The organism is Tessaracoccus sp. MC1679 (assembly GCF_014164775.1).
GTDB lineage: Bacteria > Actinomycetota > Actinomycetes > Propionibacteriales > Propionibacteriaceae > Arachnia.
Genome location: NZ_JACJGB010000003.1, coordinates 190,682 through 209,276 on the forward strand (window position 1 = coordinate 190,682; position 18,595 = coordinate 209,276).

Genomic DNA, 18,595 nt, shown 5'->3' on the forward strand with positions numbered 1-18,595 from the left:
GACCGGCCGACACGTGATGACACTGCGTGGTTTACGAGGCGCCGCGCAACGAAGATGATGACCTGGCTGCGGCCCGGGGGCCGCACCCACGCGATCGAAGCCGACGTCATCGAGCGCCGAGGACAAGCTCTGCTCAAGCCCGCCCTTGCCGCCCACGTCGAGGCCCTACCGCTGGGCATCGCCCACGAACTGCGCCACCAACGCCTTGTCCACCAGTGGCGGGACCGTCGTCGTCACCTGCTCCTCGACCTCCGCCACGGCCGCCTCAGCGACCGGCTCAACCTGCATCCTCATCGGGAACCTCTTTCATCGGAGTTACACCGGAAACCGTACGGTCCCTCTTCTAAAACCTCGAGAAGAACCGGCATCGAACCGGGGATGGTTCAGAGCTTCTCGGCACGAACGTTCCTCGGGCCATGTCGATGCAGGTACGAAAGTTCCTTGGGTGCTCCCGACGACGGAATGAACGTGCCCAAAAGCCGATGACGCATTGACGTGGTCGGCGACGTATGGGAGGGTTCGATCCAACTTGCCACGCCCATCGAGGGTGCGACACCATGCATTCTTGGGAGAGCTCAACGACTGTGATTCGAAGAGCGATGGGTTCGATGGTAGGGGTGCTGGCTCCGATCCGACTGTCGGTGGAACCGCTGTTGCATTGGCGAACAAGGAGCACAATAGCGAATGCGCGAGACCCACGAGTCGTGGTTGGAATGCAACTCGAATGGGCCGTTGACTGAGACGGAAATATCCGTATCCGCACGCTGGCCGAAAGTTGACCCTCCCCAAGGGGCAGTGTGAGCCACCGCATACCGTAGGCTCGCAATCAGTCAATCAGAAAAGAGGGGATGATGAATGATCGCCAATCCGCAGAACGTCGCGTCGGTCAGCTTCTTCGGGTAGCGCTCTCCGTGTTCGTTGCGGCCGTACTCCTGCTCGCGAGCACCCCAGCCCAGGCATCCGGTGACAGGAGCGATCCAGTCGAGTTCGATCTCGAGCACGTAGTTGTTGCCGCTATGGCAGGGAGCGCAACAAAGGCGCAGATCGCTTGGCTAATATCGAAGCATCCGACGGTGGCTGATCGAACGCCTGCACCTGACGTCGAGGACGACATCACGGAACTGGCTCTGACGCAAGGCGAGTTGAGCCGAGCGAGCTGCAAGGAGGTCTGGGGCACCCGGACAAAGCGCTCGATCACCGGGGCGGTTGTCCTGTACAAGTACACCCACAAGGTTCAATTCTGCTGGTTGGGAGGAGCGGTCACGTCGGCCGCGACGACCTCGGCCTACTTCACGAACGTGGACTTCAGTGTGGACATTGTGACAACGAATCACAACAGTTGGAAGTCTGGTGTGGGAACGCCCACGGCGTACGTCTTTCGACAGGGTCGCGTGAACCACATAATTCCCGTTGTCGGAGGAATAATCGGCCACACATACCCATGGGTGAAGCTCAAGGTGACCGGGGCAGGCAGCGCGACATACACGCAAGGAGAGTAAGGTGCCTCGCATTCTCGTTCCAGTCTTCGTGGGGATCATGACGGGCGGACTTATCATTGGGCCCATCCTCGGCGCCGCGATCGGCATCCTCTTCGGTGGATTCTTGGGTGGTTTTGAGTGGGGGGTCTCAATGGTGGCGGGTGCGGCATTAGGAGCGTGGCTAGGCTTGCAGTGGGCGCATCGGACGACTGTCTCGAAGTAGCCGGTCTATGGGCACGACATTGCCCGCCGACACCGCCGCTCAGGCCCTTCCTCATCGGCCGACTCCATCACTGGGAGCTTGTCGTTGAGATGGTCACCGGGTAGGAATCTCGCACTAACCTCGATCGTTCATGGCGGAGTGAGCGACGCGTGCGGTAGATAGGCCGGAGTGCCTTCTGACTACGGGATACTTGGACTTGCGACTGTTCAAGACCCCTGAAGTGGAAGACGCTCCGTAGACGCCAGGCGCAGGAAGATCGCCACGGCCCGGGCCCGTGTCCGCCGCCCCGGTCGGGCCGGGTCGAACACCGCCGTCGACCACATTCAGGTCCTGGGCGAGGCGATCACCCAGATCCCGATGCCGTTGTCGCCGCCATCTCTTGATCCGCTGCGACGGGGCCGGCGCCTCCCACCAGTTGCTGGACTGGCTCACTGCACAAGGCCAAGTCAGAGGCCGCAGCCTGGACTACAGCGTGGGGTTCACGATCGGCGAGAAGGTGCGTGCCGCGATCACCGAACTTCCCGCGGGCTTGTGGTCGCCGGCGCTGAAGGCAGGGGGTGAGGTCCGCGAGGGCGGGGACGTCGCTGAGGTCACCGGACTCCTGGACCTGACCAGTTGGCCGCCCGGGATGCGTGATCCTGCGCCGCGAACGCCCCCATCCGGGGGCTCAACTGTCGCTGTTCGAAGCCCACGACGGGTGGCGGTATCGAGCGTTCGCCACCAACACCGGCAGCGGAACTCTGCAGTTCCTCGAGGCCCGTCACCGGGCGCATGCCCGGGTCGAGGACCGGATCCGACATGCCAAAGAATCGGGCTTGGGGCAGGTTCCCGTCCCGCGAGTTCAGTATCAACCAGACCTGGCTTGCGCTCACGATGATCGCCGCCGATCTGGTCGCCTGGCTCAAGATGCTGGCCCTTGACGGCGACCTCGCGAAAGCCGAACCCAAGGCACTCAGGCATCGGTTGCTGCACGTCCCGGCCCGACTCGTTCACGGCGCCCGACGGCGCCTGCTGCGTCTACCCAAGACCTGGCCCTGGGTCGAGCACCTCGTGGCCGCGTTCGCCCGGATCGCCGCGATCCCACCACCGCACTGACCCCACCCCGTCCGCACCAAGCCGAGGAACCTGGAGAACCGCCCACCGGCAGCGTCAGCCGGCGAACAACCGCGCCCTCACCCGGCCCAGTGTTCAGATCGGGCTCCGACAGCCCAGCTGACAGCTCTCAAGCCGCCTCATGAAAGAGGGAGGCTAATCTGGTACGCCGTGAGCCCCCCGGGGGGGGGCAAAACCTGCTCTGGCCTTTGCTGGTCGGGGCGACAGGACTCGAACCTGCGGTCTCCTGCTCCCAAAGCAGGCGCGCTAGCCACTACGCTACGCCCCGGTGGCCGTCGAAACCCCTGTCAGTGGAGCCTGACAAGGGGCTTCGACGACTCGAGCGGATGACGGGAATCGAACCCGCGTAGTTAGTTTGGAAGACTAGGGCTCTACCATTGAGCTACATCCGCAGAACCGTCGATGACTCTACCAGCCGACTGCTGGAGAGCGCGATTCCAACTCACCCGATCGCATCGCGTCGGCGCCGCGCCAACTGCCGTCGGACATCCCTGGTGATCGCGGAGTTGAACGGCAACGCGCCGCCCGCAAGGTCGTCGTCGAGGGACGAGGTGGCGCGCAGCGCGGTGTTCAATGCGCGCTCGACCACGCCGGTCGGCAGGCCGAGCCCCCGCCCGAAGTCCACGAGGTGCCGCCGGATGAGGCCGTCGGTGCGGCCGCCGACGCTGAGCGCGAGCGTGTGGTCACGGTAGGGGAGGGTGCTCAGAACGTCGTACATGGGTGCCACTCGCCACTCGCCGCCCGGGTTCTGCAGCACGGACACGTTCTTGGCGTGCACATCGCCGTTGCCGATGAGCCAGGCGAGGACGAGCTGGATGAAGACGTTGCGCATCGCGACGGGTCGTGCCGCGCATGCGTCCGCCACCGCGGTCGCTGCCTCTTCCGCGGACAGGAGGTACTTGTCGCTGGGATAGCGACCGAGGAGCTGGCATGCGTCTTCGACCGCGCGGCGACCATCCGCCCGGTCGAAGCGGTGCACCACAAGCCCCGATCTGCCCCTCGTGTCGGTAATGATCGTTGCTTCCACGACGGAGAGGCCGAGGCGCCTGGCCACGCGGAGGAAGTACGCCTCGTTCTCGACGGCGAAAGGGTAGTCGGGCGGCGTCAACTTGATGATCGTCGATGCCCCTGATCCGGAGTGACCGGGGAGTGTGATCATCCCGGCGGACAGCTTGTCCTGAACGCCTGGCATGCCGACGGGATCGATGCCGTAGTCAGCGAGCAACGCCGCGAAGTCCAGCGGCTCCTCCGGTTCCACCAGCGGGCGGGCGGGTACTGGAGGCCTGCCCTGCGGTAACACCTGGACGTCCCCGATGGTGTCGGTACCTGTCGCGAGCAGCAGGGTGAGCTCGTCGTCTCCTGAGGTCTTGACCGCCCGCTGGAGTGCCGCGAGGCGGCGCCCCTCGGGCAGCAGATTGGTGAAGAAGGGCGGCAACGTCCGCCCGGGGCGCACGAATCGTGAACCCAGGGGAAGCGAGTGGGCTACGGGGGGGCCTGAGTAGTGATCCACGTAGGCGAACGTGGTGTCCACCCCGTCGGCCTCGAGTGTCGCGGCGAGGAGCCCGTCCTTGTAGACGTCGGCGACGTTCACGGCTTGATCCTGACTGTGAGCTCCAACCCAAGGGTGTCAAGAAGGGCGCGGAGTTTGTCGAACTGCACGGAGACCTTGCCCGCCTCGACGGCGCGGACGAAACGCTCGGACACCCCGGCGAGGTCCGCGGCGTCGAGCTGTGTCAGGTGCAACGCCCGACGCCTTTTGCTGACGGTGCTGGCAAGATCCATGGTGCTCCGATCGGCGTGAACGTGCCGTTTGTAGTCATTGTCCCCATGCAGGGCGGAGAGGTCAAGGCTATTCGGTGCGTTCGTGCCGGATCCTGTTTGCGACGGCGTCCCTCATGGCGCTGGAGGAGAAGATCGGCACGTGTGTGCCGGTCGTCGGAGCGATCCAGTCGCTGGGCTCAGAGGCCGAGGAAGGCGCGGATGGTGTCGAGTTCGCGCCCGGCCTGGGACCGTCCTGACTGGAAGACCGACCGGAGCATCGGGACCCGCCGCTCCGAGTTGCGGATCGGCATGGAGTCCGGGAACACGAGATAGGCGCGGCCCTCCCGCTCCAGCTCGAGGAGCTCGTCGAGCGATCGGTTGTAGTTGGCGGGCCGCTCGATCAGCCCCTGGGCGATGGAGGGGTAGCGCCGGAACAGCGTCCGCATGGCGGCCGTCGAACGGACCGGGGCCTTCCGATAGCCACGTGGGCGGGTCATCACCACGAGAAAGCGCTCGTAGCCGTCCCTCCTCGCCGCATCGAGGGCGAACCCGCCCGTGGGGCCGAGGGCGCCGTCGCAGTAGTCCACGCCGTCGATGGTCGTCAGCGGCATGAGCAGCGGCATCGTCGACGACGCCCTCACCCGTTTGGCCAGGGACATCACGTCCTGAAGGTCCTCGCGGCCCCAGTAGATCATCTCGCCGTCCGTGCAACGGACCGCTCCGATGCGGACCTGGGCCGGGTTGGCCCGGAAGGTGTCGAGATCCAGGGGGAGGACCTGGTGGGGGAGCGAGGTCTGCTCGTAAATCCACTCGGCGTTGAACATGCCCTTGCCTGCCACCCAGGTACGCCAGTCGCCGAACTGGGGCTCGGCCGCGACATCGACGAACGACCGCTCCGCGCGCCCGGGGTCCCGGGAGACGTAGTTGACGGTGCAGCTGGACCCGGCCGAGATGCCGCCCACCCAGTCGAGGTGGATGCCCGCCTCCAGGAAGGCGGCGAGCACCCCGGAGGAGAAGGCGGCCCGCATGCCGCCGCCCTCGAAGACGAGTGCGGTGTCGGTCACGGTGCTGGTCATCACGGGCACCCACTCTAGAGCGGTCCCGGGCCAGAGCGGCGCGGAGGGGCGCGCTGCCGATTGGTGGGCTGGGCATTGACCGATAGACTCGATCCCGATCATTCCAACTTCAGGAGTCCATTCGTGCCTAGCACCTCCCAGAAGCTGAGCCCGACGCGGGTGAAGCTCACCGTCGAGATCCCCTTCGCCGATCTCAAGCCCTACCTCGATGACGCCTACAAGGGGATTGCCGAGCAGATCAACATTCCCGGCTTCCGCAAGGGGAAGGTGCCTGCCACCGTCATCGATCAGCGCTACGGCCGCGGCGTCGTGCTGCAGGAGGCCATCAACGAGGCCATCCCCTCGGCGTACAACGCAGCCATCGAGGAGCACAAGGTTGTGCCCATGGCGCAGCCTGAGGTTGAGGTCACCAAGCTGGAGGACAAGGAACTCGTCGAGTTCACGGCCGAGGTGGACATCCGCCCGGACGTGACCCTGCCTGACTTCACCAAGGTCGAGGCCACCGTGGACAACGCCGCCAGCATCGACGCGCTCGTCGAGGAGCGCATCGGCCTCCTGCGCGAGCGCTTCGCCACCACCACAGAGGTGGACAGGGCTGCGGCCGAGGGCGACGTGCTCACCCTGGATCTCGTGGCCTCCCAGAACGGCGAGCCGCTTCCTGAGGCCACCGCCGAGGGTCTCACCTACAAGGTGGGCCAGGAAGCCAACATGCTCGAGGGCCTGGACGAGGCCGTGACCGGGCTCAAGGCCGGCGAGTCGAAGACCTTCACCTCCACCCTGGTGGGCGGCCAGTTCCGCGGCCAGGACGCGGAGATCGAGGTGACCGTGATCAAGGTCTCCCAGCAGGACCTGCCCGAGGTGGACGACGAGTTCGCGCAGCTCATCTCTGAGTTCGACACCGTCGAGGAGATGAAGGAAGACCTGCGCAAGGGCGCCGAGCAGCAGGTGAAGGCCGATCAGCTGGCCGACGCCCGTGACAAGGTGCTGGAGGCCGTCCTTGAGGCCACAGAGTTCGAGCTGCCCGAGTCCGTGCTTGCCCGCGAGCTTGAGGCGCGCCGCGCCGAGGTCCAGCGTCAGCTGGCCGGCGGGGGCATGACGGTCGAGGACTACCTCGCCAACTCCGAGGACGAGGAGGCCAAGGACGCCGACGAGTTCTGGGCCATGATCGACAAGCGCTCCGAGCAGGCCCTCAAGGCGCAGGTGGTGCTGGACGTCTACGCCGACACCAACACCGTCGACGTCTCCCAGCAGGACCTGACCGAGCTCATCTTCCGCAAGGCGCAGCAGAACGGCTCCAGCCCGCAGGACGAGATCAACCACATGATGGAGCACAACCACATGCCCGAGTGGATGCAGGAGATCCGTCGCGGCAAGGCGCTCGCGGCCATCTGCGCAGACGCGAAGGTCACCGATGAGGACGGCAACCCCGTCGAGACCGCGCTGGCGGTCGACGCCATCGAGGCCGCCGAGGAAGTCATCGCCGAGGAGGAGGCCGAAGAGGCCGAGGTCGACGCCAAGTAACACCCAGCACAGGATCGCCGCGGGACCCGTTCCCGCGGCGATCCTGTCGTCTCCGGTGACGCCTCGGGCGAACACGGCCCCGTGCTCTTGGGTCCTTGGCGAATGCCGGTAGGTTAGTGGGGTGACTGAGACTCGAAACGACATCCGGATGGCCGGGCCCTCGGGCGCCGGCCTCGGCATGACAGACAACGTGTATTCGTCCCTCCTGGCCAACCGGATCATCTTCCTCGGGTCGGAGGTGCGCGACGAGAACGCCAACGCCATCTGTGCACAGATGCTGCTGCTGAATGCGGAGGACCCGCACCAGGACATCTACCTCTACATCAACTCGCCCGGCGGCTCGGTGGACTCCGGCATGGCCATCTTCGACACCATGCAGTGGATCAGCAACGACGTCGCCACCGTCGCCATGGGCCTGGCGGCATCGATGGGGCAGTTCCTGCTCTCGGCCGGCACGCCCGGGAAACGCTTCGCGCTGCCGCACAGCCGGATCATGATGCACCAGCCCTCCGGCGGGCTCGGCGGCACCGCCTCCGACATCAGGATCCAGGCGGAGCAGTCGCTCCACATCAAGCGCACCATGGCCGCCCTCATCGCCAAGCACACAGGCCAGACGGTGGACCAGATCGAGGCCGACTCAGACCGTGACCGGTGGTTCACCGCCGAGCAGGCGCTCGAGTACGGGTTCATCGACCACGTCTACGAGCGCGCATCCCAGATCAAGACGGAGGCCCCGAACCAGTGATCACCAACCTGCCCCAGGGCTCCGCACCCACCGGAATGGACATGAGCTACTACATCCCCCAGTGGGAAGAGCGCACCAGCTACGGCATGCGCCGGGTGGACCCCTACACCAAGCTGTTCGAGGACCGGATCATCTTCCTCGGCACCCCCATCAACGACGACGTGGCCAACGCCGTCATGGCGCAGCTCCTCTGTCTGCAGTCGATGGACCCCGAGCGCCAGATCTCGATCTACATCAACTCGCCCGGCGGCTCCTTCACCGCGTTGACCGCCATCTACGACACGATGCGCTACATCAAGCCGGACATCCAGACCGTCTGCCTCGGCCAGGCGGCCTCCGCCGCCGCAGTGCTGCTGGCCGCCGGCACGAAAGGCAAGCGGCTCGCGCTGCCCAACTCGCGCATCCTCATCCACCAGCCCGCCACCGAGGGCGGCTACGGCCAGTCCTCGGACCTCGAGATCCAGGCCAGGGAGATCCTGCGGATCCGCGCGCTGATGGAGACCATGCTGGCCGCGGACACGGGCCAGGACCTCGACAAGGTGAGCAAGGACATCGAGCGCGACAAATACCTCACCGCCCAGCAGGCGGTCGAGTACGGCATCGTCGACGACATCCTCCCCTCGCTCAAGGGACTCGACTGAAGACCCCGGAACACTCCGGGCTCGGGAAGGCGTTTCGCAGTCCCCAGCCCGGGTGTCCCGGGTAGGGTGGGAAATCGGAGATCAACGCAAGACACTCGAGCCAAGGAGGTGGAGACGTGGCACGCATCGGCGAGTCAAGTGACCTGTTCAAGTGCAACTTCTGCGGCAAGAGCCAGAAGCAGGTCAAGAAGCTGATCGCCGGTCCCGGCGTCTACATCTGTGACGAGTGCATCGGGCTCTGCAACGAGATCATCGAGGAGGAGTTCCCGGCTCCGGTGGACGCCGGCCTCGTCACTGAGCTGCCGAAGCCGCGCGAGATCCGGGACTTCCTGGACACCTACGTCATCGGCCAGGACGGCGCCAAGAAAGCCCTCTCCGTGGCGGTGTACAACCACTACAAGCGCATCCAGTCCCAGCAGGAGGCGCACGGCCGGCGCGCCGAGCACGACGACGTCGAGGTCGGCAAGTCGAACATCCTCCTCATCGGCCCCACCGGCTGCGGCAAGACCTACCTCGCCCAGACGCTGGCCAGGATGCTCAAGGTTCCGTTCGCGATGGCCGACGCCACTGCCCTCACCGAGGCGGGCTATGTCGGCGAGGATGTGGAGAACATCCTGCTCAAGCTCATCCAGTCCGCTGATTTCGACATCGCCAAAGCCGAGACCGGCATCATCTACATCGACGAGATCGACAAGGTGGCGCGCAAGTCCGAGAATCCGTCCATCACCCGGGACGTCTCAGGCGAGGGGGTGCAGCAGGCCCTGCTGAAGATCCTTGAGGGCACCGTCGCCTCCGTCCCCCCGCAGGGTGGCCGCAAACACCCCCATCAGGACTTCCTCCAGATCGACACCACCAAGGTGCTGTTCATCGTCGGAGGTGCGTTCTCCGGCCTGGAGGACATCATCAACCAGCGCATCGGCAAGCGCCCGCTCGGGTTCAACAACTCGGCGGACGCGCGGAAGCCGGACGTGGACCCGTTCACGGCGGTGCGCTCCGAGGATCTGCACAAGTTCGGCCTCATCCCCGAGTTCATCGGCCGGCTGCCCATGATCACCTCGGTCTCCCAGCTTGACCGAGACGCCCTGGTGCGCATCCTCATCGAGCCGCGCAACGCGCTCGTGCGCCAGTTCCAGAAGCTCTTCGAGCTCGACGGTGTGCAGTTGGAGTTCACAGACGAGGCCATCGTCGCCATCGCGGACCTGGCGCTCCTGAGGGGCACTGGTGCGCGCGGGCTACGCGGCATCCTTGAAGAGCTCCTCCTGGACGTCATGTTCGACGTCCCCTCCGAGGACGACGTGGCCCAGGTGCTCGTCACCAAGGACGCCGTCGACGGTGTCGCGGCGCCCACGATGGTGCCGCGCGCCAAGCTCGCCCGCCGCCGCGACCTCTCGGCCTGATCCCTCACCCGCCGCGGGGCAGAGGCAGGCATGGAGCTTCACCGACTGGTCGCCACGTCGGCGGCCGTCGCCGCCACCCGATCACGCCTGGAGAAGCGACGCCTCCTCGCCGAGGCGCTGAACGCGGCGGACCCTGCAGACGTGGAGGTGGTGGCCACCCTCCTTGCCGGCGGCATCAGACAGCGACGCACGGGGGTGGGATGGCGCACTCTCGCCAGCCTGCCGGCGCCCGCCCTTGAACCCACGCTGACCGCCGCCGCCTTGGACGAAGCGCTGGCCCGGCTCTCGGAGCTGGCCGGGCCGGGGTCCCAGCAGGAGCGCACGCGCGCAGTGCGCGCACTCTTCGGCGCGTCCACCGCGGCCGAGCAGGAGTGGATCAGGGGACTCATCTCCGGTGAGCTGCGCCAAGGCGCGCTGGACTCGTTGCTCCTCGAGGCCATCGCCGAGGCCGCCGCGCTGCCTCTCGCGCTCGTCCGGCGCGCCGCGATGTTCTCCGCCCCCACCGGCCCCGTCGCTGCCGCGGCGCTGACGGGTGGCCGCGAGGCGCTGGCCGGCTTCCGCCTCGCCGTGGGTCGGCCGGTGCGGCCGATGCTCGCTGCCTCCGCCCCGGACGTCGACGCGGCTCTGGTGGGCCTCGGCGGCGAGGTCGCGGTTGACGGGAAGATCGACGGGATCCGCGTCCAAATCCACAGGGCCGGCCAGGACGTGGCAGTGTTCACGCGCTCGCTGGACGACATCACCCCTCGGCTGCCGGAGGTCGTGGAGATGGTGCTGGGGTTGGATGTCAGCGCCGTGGTGCTCGACGGCGAGGCCCTCGCGCTCGGCCCGGACGGCAGACCTCGGCCGTTCCAGGAGACCGGGGCCCGGGCGATGAGCAGTGACGACACCCTCCGTGAGGCGGTCCCGCTCACCCCACTGTTCTTCGACGTCCTGCACCTCGATGGCCGGGACCTGATCGACGAACCGGCCCGAACGCGGTTCGAGGCACTGGCCGCAGTCGTCCCCGAGGCGGCGAGGGCCCCGCGCGTCATCACTTCTGACCCCGCCGTCGCTCACGATTTCTTCGCCCAGATGATCGCGCTCGGACACGAAGGGGTGGTGATGAAGGATCTCGCGGCCCCCTATGACGCAGGGAGGCGGGGCTCCGGCTGGGTGAAGGTCAAGCCGCGACACACGCTGGATCTGGTGGTGCTGGCGGTCGAGTGGGGCAGCGGCCGCCGACGGGGTCTGCTCTCGAACATCCATCTCGGGGCCCGTGACGGCGACGGCTTCACGATGTTGGGGAAGACGTTCAAGGGTATGACGGACGAGATGCTGGCCTGGCAGACCGAGCGCTTCCTCGGGTTGGAGGTGCGACGGGAGGGCCACGTCGTTCACGTGCGCCCCGAGCAGGTGGTGGAAGTGGCCTTTGACGGGGTCCAACGTTCCAGCCGCTACCCCGGCGGTGTGGCCCTCCGGTTCGCCCGGGTTCTGCGCTACCGCGACGACAAGACCGCCGCCGAGGCCGACACCCTGGAGTCGGTTCGGGCTCTCGCCTAGGCGGTATCGTGGGGCGGTGACTGATGGCTACCTGCGCTTCCCGCACCTTCACCGCGACACCGTCGTCCTCGTCGCCGACGACGACCTCTGGCTCGGATCGCTCGGAGGCGGACGCGCCTCGCGGATCACACTGGGGGAGGAGACGCCCCGCAACCCCCGAATCTCGCCCGACGGCTCCCGGGTGGCGTTCACCGCCACCACCAACGGCGGGTGGGACGCCTACGTCGTGGACCTCGACGGCGGCACGAGGCGGCTGACCTGGCTGAGCGGGCGGCCCATGCTGGTGTCCGGGTGGCTTGATGCTGATCACATCCTGGTCTGCTCCCAGCACGAGGGCTTCCACCGCGTGGACTCGTCCATGTATTCGTTGTCGCTGGACGGCCGGCTCACCCGGCTTCCGTGGGGGCTGGCCACCTCGGCGGCGGTGCACAGGAAGGGTCGGGTGGCCATCGCGTCGGCGAACTTCCGGGATCCCTCGGGATGGAAGCGGTACCGGGGTGGCATGGCCGCCCGCCTGTACCTCTCTGCGGAGGGCAAGGGCGACTGGAAGCGGCTCCTGCCGGACGTGACCGCCGGCCTCTTCTGGCCCTCCTGGGTGGGGGAGCGGCTGATGTTCACCTCGGATCTGGGGGAGGGGCCGGACGTGCAGGGGCAGGTGTGGTCCGTGAACTCCGCAGGCAAGGACCTGCGTCAGCACACCCGGCACAGCGCCGAGCAGGGCTACGTGCGCGACGCCACCACGGACGGCCAGGCCGTCATTTATCACGCCCGGGGTCGTCTGCACTACATGGCCACGTTGAAGGCCGAACCCCAGGCCCTGGACATCACCGTTCCCCTGGGGCGCCCCCAGCCGGTGCCGGTCGCGCCCACGGACCGGCTCGAGTCGATCGCCCCGGACCGCGGTGGGGACGCCTCACTCGTGGAGTGGCGCGGCGCCGCCTACCTGCTCACCCACCGCGGAGGCCCGGCCCGCGCCGTCGCCGAGTCGCCGGGCGCGCGCATCCGCGAGCCGCGGTTCCTGGCGCAGACCGGACGCGGGGTGTGGGTGACAGACGAGGGGGGCGAGGACGCGCTGGAGATCCGGCAGCTCGACGGCTACGGCCCAGCCCGCCGCCTCGCCGCCGGGCGCCTGGGCCGCGTGATGACGCTTGAGCCCAACGCCGAGGGCAGCAAGGTCGCGGTGGGCAGCCACGACGGCACGGTCTACATCCTTGACGTGGCCCGCGGCTCCGCCCGGAAGGTGGGTCGGTCTCCGGTGGGTGAGGCCACCGGCCTGACCTGGTCCCCGGACGGCCGCTACCTGGTGTGGCGCAACGCCGTGGCGAACGAGGGCATGCTGGGCCAGCTCGTCGGCTACGACATGACGGCCGAGGCAGGATTCACGCTCACCCGCGGGCAGTACAACGACTACTCGCCCACCTTCACCGCGGATGGGAAGTACCTGTGCTTCCTGTCCAGCCGCACCATCGATCCCACCTACGACGAGCTCGGGTTCGATCTGGCGTTCACCAACTCCACCCGTCCCTGGTTGGTGCCGCTCAGCGCCACCGAGCCGGCCCCGTTCGGGCCATCGGCCGATGGATGGCCCATCAGCGAGTCCGACGACAAGGACGATGAGAAGAAGTCCGACGTTGCCAAGGACGGTGAGGGGGCGCAGGAGGAGGCGGCCCCCGTCGTGGTCTTCGACCTGGATGGTGTGGAGGACCGGATGGTGCCGCTGCCGGTGGCGTCGTCGCGATATGCCTCGCTGCAGGCCGCCAAGGACGGCCTGGTGTGGGTGGCGCTGCGCTCCACCGGTGAGCTGGGCGCTGCCCGGGCCGGGGTCGAGGGCGAGGTCAAGGACCACGTCGAGCACTTCTCGTTCAAGACCCGCAAGCTGACGGTGGTGGTCGAGGGCTGCGACGGCGCCGCGATCAGCGGCGACGGCGAGCGCCTCGTCGTGCGCAACGGCGAGGACATCTGGGTTCAGCAGGCCGACCACGAGCCCGACGGCGACGACGCCAAGATCCCCGTGGACCTCAGCCGCCTCCGCCGCGAGGTGGACCCGCGGGCTGAGTGGCGGCAGATGTTCGAGGAGAACGCCCGCCTCATGCGGGACCACTACTGGCGCGACGACTTCGACGGCACGGACTGGGCGGCCGCCGTCGCCCGCTACCGGCCGCTGCTCAACCGGATCGCCAGCCACGACGACCTCGTCGACGTGCTCTGGGAGACGGTGGGGGAGCTCAACACCTCTCACGCCTACGTCGACCCGCCGTCGCATCATCACGACGGCGCACACGTGGCGTTCCTCGGCGCCGAGTTCACCCGCAACTCCAAGGGGGAGGTGGTGATCTCGCGGATCCTGCCGGGGGAGACCTCGGACCCGTCCGCCCGGTCCCCGCTTCGGGCCGCAGGGGTCGCGGCGGCGCCAGGTGACGTCATCGCCGCAGTCGACGGGCGCTCCACGGCAGAGGTGCCAGACATCGGTGCGCTCCTCCAGGGCGCCGCTGACAAGGTGGTGGAGCTCACCCTCGTGCAGGGGCGGCAGCGCAGGCGCGTCGCCGTGGTGCCCACGCCCAGTGAGGCGCCCATGCGCTACCACGAGTGGGTGGCCGGCCGCGTGGCCCACACCCGCGCCCGGTCCCAGGGGCGCGTCGGGTACGTCCACGTCCCGGACATGGTGGCGAGGGGGTGGGCGGAGTTCCACCGCCTCATCGACGCGGCCATGCGGTGCGAGGCGGTGGTGGTGGACGTCCGCTTCAACGCCGGCGGTCACACCTCCGAGCTGGTCATCGAGCGGTTGTCGCGGCGGGCCGTGGGCTGGAACGGGGCGCGCCATCACGACGACGTCACCACCTACCCCAGCCAGGCCGCCCGCGGCCCGGTGGTGTTTCTCACCAACGCCTACGCCGGATCCGACGGCGACATCGTCACGGCCGCCGCCCAGGAGCTGGGCCTCGGCCCGGTGGTGGGGGAGCGGAGCTGGGGCGGCGTCGTCGGCATCGACGGCCGGTTCACGCTGGTCGACGGCACCGAGGTCACGCAGCCGCGGTACTGGATCGCGTTCGACAAGTACGGCTTCGGCCTGGAGAACCACGGCGTGGACCCGGACATCGTGGTCGAGACGGGGCCGGCCGAGTGGGAGTCCGAGGACGACGTGCAGCTGGACCGGGCCATCGACGAGGCGCTGTCCCGGCTGGCCGATCGACCGGCGGCGAGCCCGCCGTCGTTCGAGGCACCCCGATTCGCACGCAGGGAGAGCTGAGGATGACTGGAACCAACTGGGCCGGCAACGTCACCTACTCCGCGCGACGCTTGGCTGAACCGACGTCCGTCGACGAGCTGCGGGAGCTCGTGGCGGCCGAGGAGCTGATCCGGGTGGTGGGGTCGCGGCATTGTTTCAACGACATCGCGGACACCGCCGGGGTCCAGATCTCGTTGGGGAAGCTGAGCGATGAGGGCCCCGTGCGGGTGGGCGAGGCCACGGTCAGGGTCCCGGCATGGTGGCGCTACGGCGACCTGGTGCCCGCGCTGCGCGACGAGGGCGTGGCCCTGGCCAACCTGGCCTCCCTGCCCCACATCTCCGTGGCGGGGGCCGTCCAGACCGGCACGCATGGTTCCGGGGACCGCATCGGTTCGCTCGCCACGCAGGTGTCCGCGCTGGAGGTCGTCGACGGTCGCGGTGAGCTGGTGCGGATGGAGCGCGGCGGCGCGGACTTCGACGGCGCCGTCGTCGGACTCGGTGCCCTGGGAGTGCTCACGCACGTGGAGCTCGACGTGGCGCCGGCGCGCCCGGTGGCGCAGAGGGTCTTCGAGGGGGTGCGCCTCGACGCCGTCCTGGGTGATCTGTCGGCGGTCACGGGGGCCGGGGACAGCGTCAGCATGTTCACGACCTGGCAGGACCCGGCAGTCATCGAGCAGGTGTGGGTGAAGTCCGCGGGTGAGCCGTCCGTTGGCGGGATTCTCGCCGCGGGCGGGCGCCCGGCAGGCGGGCCGCGGCACCCGATCGCGGGCATCGACCCCACCCCCTGCACCCCGCAGATGGGCGAGTTCGGGCCGTGGTACGACAGGTTGCCGCACTTCAGGCTGGAGTTCACCCCGTCGGTGGGGGCGGAGCTGCAGTCGGAGTACCTGGTGCCGCGGACTGATGCTGTCGCGGCGATCGAGGCGGTGGCCGGGCTGGCACCGAGGATCGCGCCGCTGCTGTTCGTGTGCGAGATCCGCACCATGGCCGCGGACGCGCTGTGGCTCTCCCCGGCCTTCGGGGCGGACACGGTGGGGCTCCACTTCACCTGGAAGCCGGACGAGGCGGCGGTGCGCGCGCTCCTGCCCGAGCTGGAGGCGGCCCTGCCGGGCACGGCGCGCCCCCACTGGGGCAAGGTCTTCACGATGCCCGGCGACGAGGTGGCCGCCCGCTACCCGCGGTGGTCGGACTTCGCGGAGCTGCGCGGCCGGATGGACCCGGCCCGCCGGTTCGCCAACCCCTACCTGACCAGGCTCGGCCTGTAGCTCACGACCGACGGACGGGACCGGCGCGCCGTTACTGGTCGGCCGTGGGAGCCAGCTCCACCTCGACACCGAGCGGGGCGTCGACCTCGGCCCACGTCACCTCGCCGACGAGCCGGCCCACTGCGCGGAGGTCCGCTTCGATGGTGCGCAGCCTCGCGACGACGCCCGCGGGGCCGGCGAACGCCGCCCGCGACACTTCCGCCTTCATCGAGACCTTCGCCGTCGATTTGGCGCCCCGGATGGCGATCAGCGCCGTGGCCACGTCCGCGAGCAACGCGGGGTCCCCGGTGGGAAGCTCGTCGACGGTGGGCCACCCCGCCAGGTGCACCGAGGCGCCGTGCGTCCAGCGCCACACCTCTTCCGTGACGAACGGGAGGATGGGGGCGAACAGCCGCAGCTGCACGTCGAGCGCCAACGCCAGCGCGGCCTGCGCGGAGGCCTGCGCCTCGGCCCCCTGGGCGCCGTAGGCGCGTTCCTTGACCAGCTCGAGGTAGTCGTCGCAGAAGGACCAGAAGAACGACTCCGTGGCCTCGAGCGCCCCGGTGTAGTCGAAGTCGTCGAACGCCTTCGTCGCGGTGGCCACCACTCCACGCAGGCCAGCCAGCATCGCAAGATCGACGGGGCTAGTCACGGCCTGGAGCCCGCCCGGATTCTCGGCCATCGTGAGCACGAACTTGCCGGCGTTGAGGATCTTCATGGCGAGGCGACGACCCACCTTCATCTGGGTCTCGTCGAAGGGCGAGTCCATCCCGGGGCGCGCCATCGCGGCGCGCCAGCGCACGGCGTCCGAGCCGTACTTGTCCAGGATGTCTGTGGGCACCACGACGTTGCCCTTGGACTTGCTCATCTTCTTGCGGTCCGGGTCCACCACGAAGCCCGAGATGGTGGCGCGCTTCCACGGCAGGGAGCCGTTCTCGAAGTGGGCCCGCACCACCCGACTGAACAGCCAGGTCCGGATGATGTCGTGGGCCTGCGGCGCCACGTCCATCGGGAACGTGAGCGCGAACAGTTCCTCATCGCGCTCCCAGCCGGTGGCCAGGTGGGGGGTGAGCGACGACGTGGCCCAGGTGTCCATCACGTCCGGGTCCGCCATGAACCCGCCAGGCTGGTCGCGCTGCTCGTCGGTGAACCCCGGCGGGCAGTCGGTCACGGGATCGATGGGCAGCGAGGCCTCTTCGGCCACGATGGGGGACTCGTAGTCGGGCTCGCCGTCGGCGTCCAGGCGGTACCAGACGGGGAACGGCACCCCGAAGAAGCGCTGCCGGGAGATCAGCCAGTCGCCGTTGAGCCCCCCCACCCAGTTCTCGTAGCGGTGTGCCATGTGCTCGGGGGTCCACTGCAATTCGTGGCCGCGCGCCAGCATCGCCTGCTTGATGTCCTCGTCGCGTCCGCCGTTGCTGATGTACCACTGGCGGGTGGCGACGATCTCGAGCGGCTTGTCGCCCTTCTCGTAGAAGTTGGTCATGCGCGTGGTGGGCTTGGGGTCGCCGTCGAGGTCGCCGGTCTCGCGCAGCATCGCGACGGTGGCCTCCCGTGCGGAGAACGCGGTCTTGCCGGCGATGGCTTCGTAGGCGCCGGCGTTGACGATCCACTCGGGCGTCTCCCCCTGGATGCGGCCGTCGCGGCCGATCACCGTGCGGGTGGGGAGGTTGAGCTCGCGCCACCACGTGACGTCCGTCAGGTCGCCGAAGGTGCAGCACATGGCAATGCCGGCGCCCTTGTCTGGCTCCGCCGCCTCGTGCGCCAGGACCGGGATCTCCACGCCGAAGAGGGGAGAGGTGACGGTGCTGCCGAAAAGCGGCTGGTACCGCTCGTCGTCCGGGTGCGCGATGAGCGCGCAGACGGAAGCCAGCAGCTCCGGGCGGGTGGTCTCGATGTGCACCGGGGTGCCGTCGGGCCGGTGGAACGCCACGCGGTGGTAGGCGCCGGGGTACTCGCGGGCCTCCAGCTCCGCCTGCGCCACAGCGGTGTGGAATGTGACGTCCCACAGGGTGGGGGCGTAGCTGAGGTAGGCCTCGCCGCGGGCATGGTTGCGCAGGAAGGCCTTCTGGGCCACGGCCTGCGAGCTCGCCGAGATGGTGGTGTAGAGCGTGGACCAGTCCACCGAGAGGCCCAGCTGCTTCCAGAGGGCCTCGAAAGCCTGCTCGTCGACGGCGGTCAGCCCGTGGCAGAGCTCGATGAAGTTGGCCCGGCTGATCGGAACCTGACGCTTGGGGTCCGGCTTGGCGGGAGCTTCGAAGCCCGCGTCGTAGGGGATCGACGGGTCGCAGCGCACGCCGTAGAAGTTCTGGACCCGGCGCTCGGTGGGCAGGCCGTTGTCGTCCCAGCCCATCGGGTAGAACACGTGCTTGCCGCGCATCCGCTGGTAGCGGGCCACCGTGTCTGTGTGGGTGTAGCTGAACACGTGGCCCACGTGTAGCGAGCCGGACACCGTCGGCGGGGGCGTGTCGATGCTGAACACGTCCTCGCGGCTTGAGGGCCTGACGAACGCGTAGGTGCTCTCCTCTGCCCATACCTGCCCCCACTTGGCCTCCAGGCCTTCGAGGACGGGCTTGTCGGGGAGGGCGCGCGCAGACGCGTTCGAATGGGTCATGGGACCCGATCTTAATG

At 68.2% G+C, this 18,595-nt stretch carries 15 protein-coding genes and 2 tRNA genes; 9 read left to right on the forward strand and 8 right to left on the reverse strand.

The window, feature by feature from the left end; translation table 11 throughout:
- Positions 1 to 165 precede the first annotated feature (165 nt).
- Both H5398_RS17245 and H5398_RS06205 read right to left on the reverse strand, forming a co-directional pair.
- Positions 166 to 294, reverse strand: coding sequence for a hypothetical protein (locus H5398_RS17245; protein ID WP_255443581.1), 129 nt, complete (start codon positions 292 to 294; stop codon positions 166 to 168).
- A 536-nt stretch (positions 295 to 830) separates the two neighbouring features.
- Entirely contained in the window at positions 831 to 1,001 is a 171-nt protein-coding gene (locus H5398_RS06205; RefSeq protein ID WP_182783666.1) for a hypothetical protein, read from the reverse strand.
- Positions 1,002 to 1,073: 72 nt separating this feature from the next.
- Between H5398_RS06205 and H5398_RS06210 the strand changes: the two genes are divergently transcribed.
- Both H5398_RS06210 and H5398_RS06215 read left to right on the forward strand, forming a co-directional pair.
- The gene (locus tag H5398_RS06210; protein WP_182783668.1) at positions 1,074 to 1,499 is read left to right on the forward strand and encodes a hypothetical protein; all 426 of its coding nucleotides are present in this window, start codon (positions 1,074 to 1,076) and stop codon (positions 1,497 to 1,499) included.
- 1,000 nt (positions 1,500 to 2,499) lie between these two features.
- Positions 2,500 to 2,796, forward strand: coding sequence for a transposase (locus H5398_RS06215; RefSeq protein WP_182783672.1), 297 nt, complete (start codon positions 2,500 to 2,502; stop codon positions 2,794 to 2,796).
- A gap of 210 nt (positions 2,797 to 3,006) precedes the next feature.
- Here H5398_RS06215 and H5398_RS06220 read toward each other — a convergent pair.
- From H5398_RS06220 to H5398_RS06240, 5 genes are all read right to left on the reverse strand, one after another.
- Positions 3,007 to 3,082: transfer RNA gene (locus tag H5398_RS06220), tRNA-Pro, on the reverse strand.
- Positions 3,083 to 3,135: 53 nt separating this feature from the next.
- Positions 3,136 to 3,206: transfer RNA gene (locus H5398_RS06225), tRNA-Gly, on the reverse strand.
- Between the two features lie 50 nt (positions 3,207 to 3,256).
- Positions 3,257 to 4,405 carry a HipA domain-containing protein gene (locus tag H5398_RS06230; RefSeq protein WP_182783674.1) on the reverse strand — a complete coding sequence of 383 codons (1,149 nt, stop codon included), beginning with the start codon at positions 4,403 to 4,405 and terminating at the stop codon, positions 3,257 to 3,259.
- On the reverse strand, positions 4,402 to 4,596 hold the full coding sequence (locus tag H5398_RS06235; RefSeq protein WP_182783676.1) for a helix-turn-helix domain-containing protein: 195 nt from the start codon (positions 4,594 to 4,596) through the stop codon (positions 4,402 to 4,404). Before H5398_RS06235 ends, H5398_RS06230 begins: the two co-directional genes overlap by 4 nt.
- A 176-nt stretch (positions 4,597 to 4,772) precedes the next feature.
- The gene (locus H5398_RS06240; protein ID WP_182799399.1) at positions 4,773 to 5,651 is read right to left on the reverse strand and encodes a patatin family protein; all 879 of its coding nucleotides are present in this window, start codon (positions 5,649 to 5,651) and stop codon (positions 4,773 to 4,775) included.
- A 123-nt stretch (positions 5,652 to 5,774) separates the two neighbouring features.
- Between H5398_RS06240 and tig the strand changes: the two genes are divergently transcribed.
- From tig to H5398_RS06275, 7 genes are all read left to right on the forward strand, one after another.
- Positions 5,775 to 7,172, forward strand: coding sequence for a trigger factor (gene tig, locus H5398_RS06245; protein WP_182799400.1), 1,398 nt, complete (start codon positions 5,775 to 5,777; stop codon positions 7,170 to 7,172).
- 148 nt (positions 7,173 to 7,320) lie between these two features.
- Positions 7,321 to 7,917, forward strand: coding sequence for an ATP-dependent Clp protease proteolytic subunit (locus H5398_RS06250; protein WP_182784009.1), 597 nt, complete (start codon positions 7,321 to 7,323; stop codon positions 7,915 to 7,917).
- Between the two features lie 41 nt (positions 7,918 to 7,958).
- Positions 7,959 to 8,558 carry an ATP-dependent Clp protease proteolytic subunit gene (locus H5398_RS06255; protein ID WP_182784011.1) on the forward strand — a complete coding sequence of 200 codons (600 nt, stop codon included), beginning with the start codon at positions 7,959 to 7,961 and terminating at the stop codon, positions 8,556 to 8,558.
- Positions 8,559 to 8,674: 116 nt separating this feature from the next.
- Positions 8,675 to 9,955: an ATP-dependent Clp protease ATP-binding subunit ClpX gene (gene clpX / locus H5398_RS06260; RefSeq protein ID WP_182783682.1), complete on the forward strand. Its 1,281-nt coding sequence runs from the start codon at positions 8,675 to 8,677 to the stop codon at positions 9,953 to 9,955.
- A 30-nt stretch (positions 9,956 to 9,985) separates the two neighbouring features.
- Positions 9,986 to 11,494, forward strand: coding sequence for an ATP-dependent DNA ligase (locus H5398_RS06265; protein ID WP_182799401.1), 1,509 nt, complete (start codon positions 9,986 to 9,988; stop codon positions 11,492 to 11,494).
- Positions 11,495 to 11,510: 16 nt separating this feature from the next.
- On the forward strand, positions 11,511 to 14,741 hold the full coding sequence (locus H5398_RS06270; RefSeq protein WP_182799402.1) for a S41 family peptidase: 3,231 nt from the start codon (positions 11,511 to 11,513) through the stop codon (positions 14,739 to 14,741).
- Positions 14,742 to 14,743: 2 nt separating this feature from the next.
- Positions 14,744 to 15,985: a D-arabinono-1,4-lactone oxidase gene (locus tag H5398_RS06275; protein ID WP_182799403.1), complete on the forward strand. Its 1,242-nt coding sequence runs from the start codon at positions 14,744 to 14,746 to the stop codon at positions 15,983 to 15,985.
- 31 nt (positions 15,986 to 16,016) lie between these two features.
- Here the strand turns inward: H5398_RS06275 and valS are convergent, their stop codons facing one another.
- Complete coding sequence (gene valS, locus H5398_RS06280; RefSeq protein ID WP_182799404.1) at positions 16,017 to 18,578, reverse strand: valine--tRNA ligase; 2,562 nt, start codon at positions 18,576 to 18,578, stop codon at positions 16,017 to 16,019.
- Positions 18,579 to 18,595: the final 17 nt, after the last annotated feature.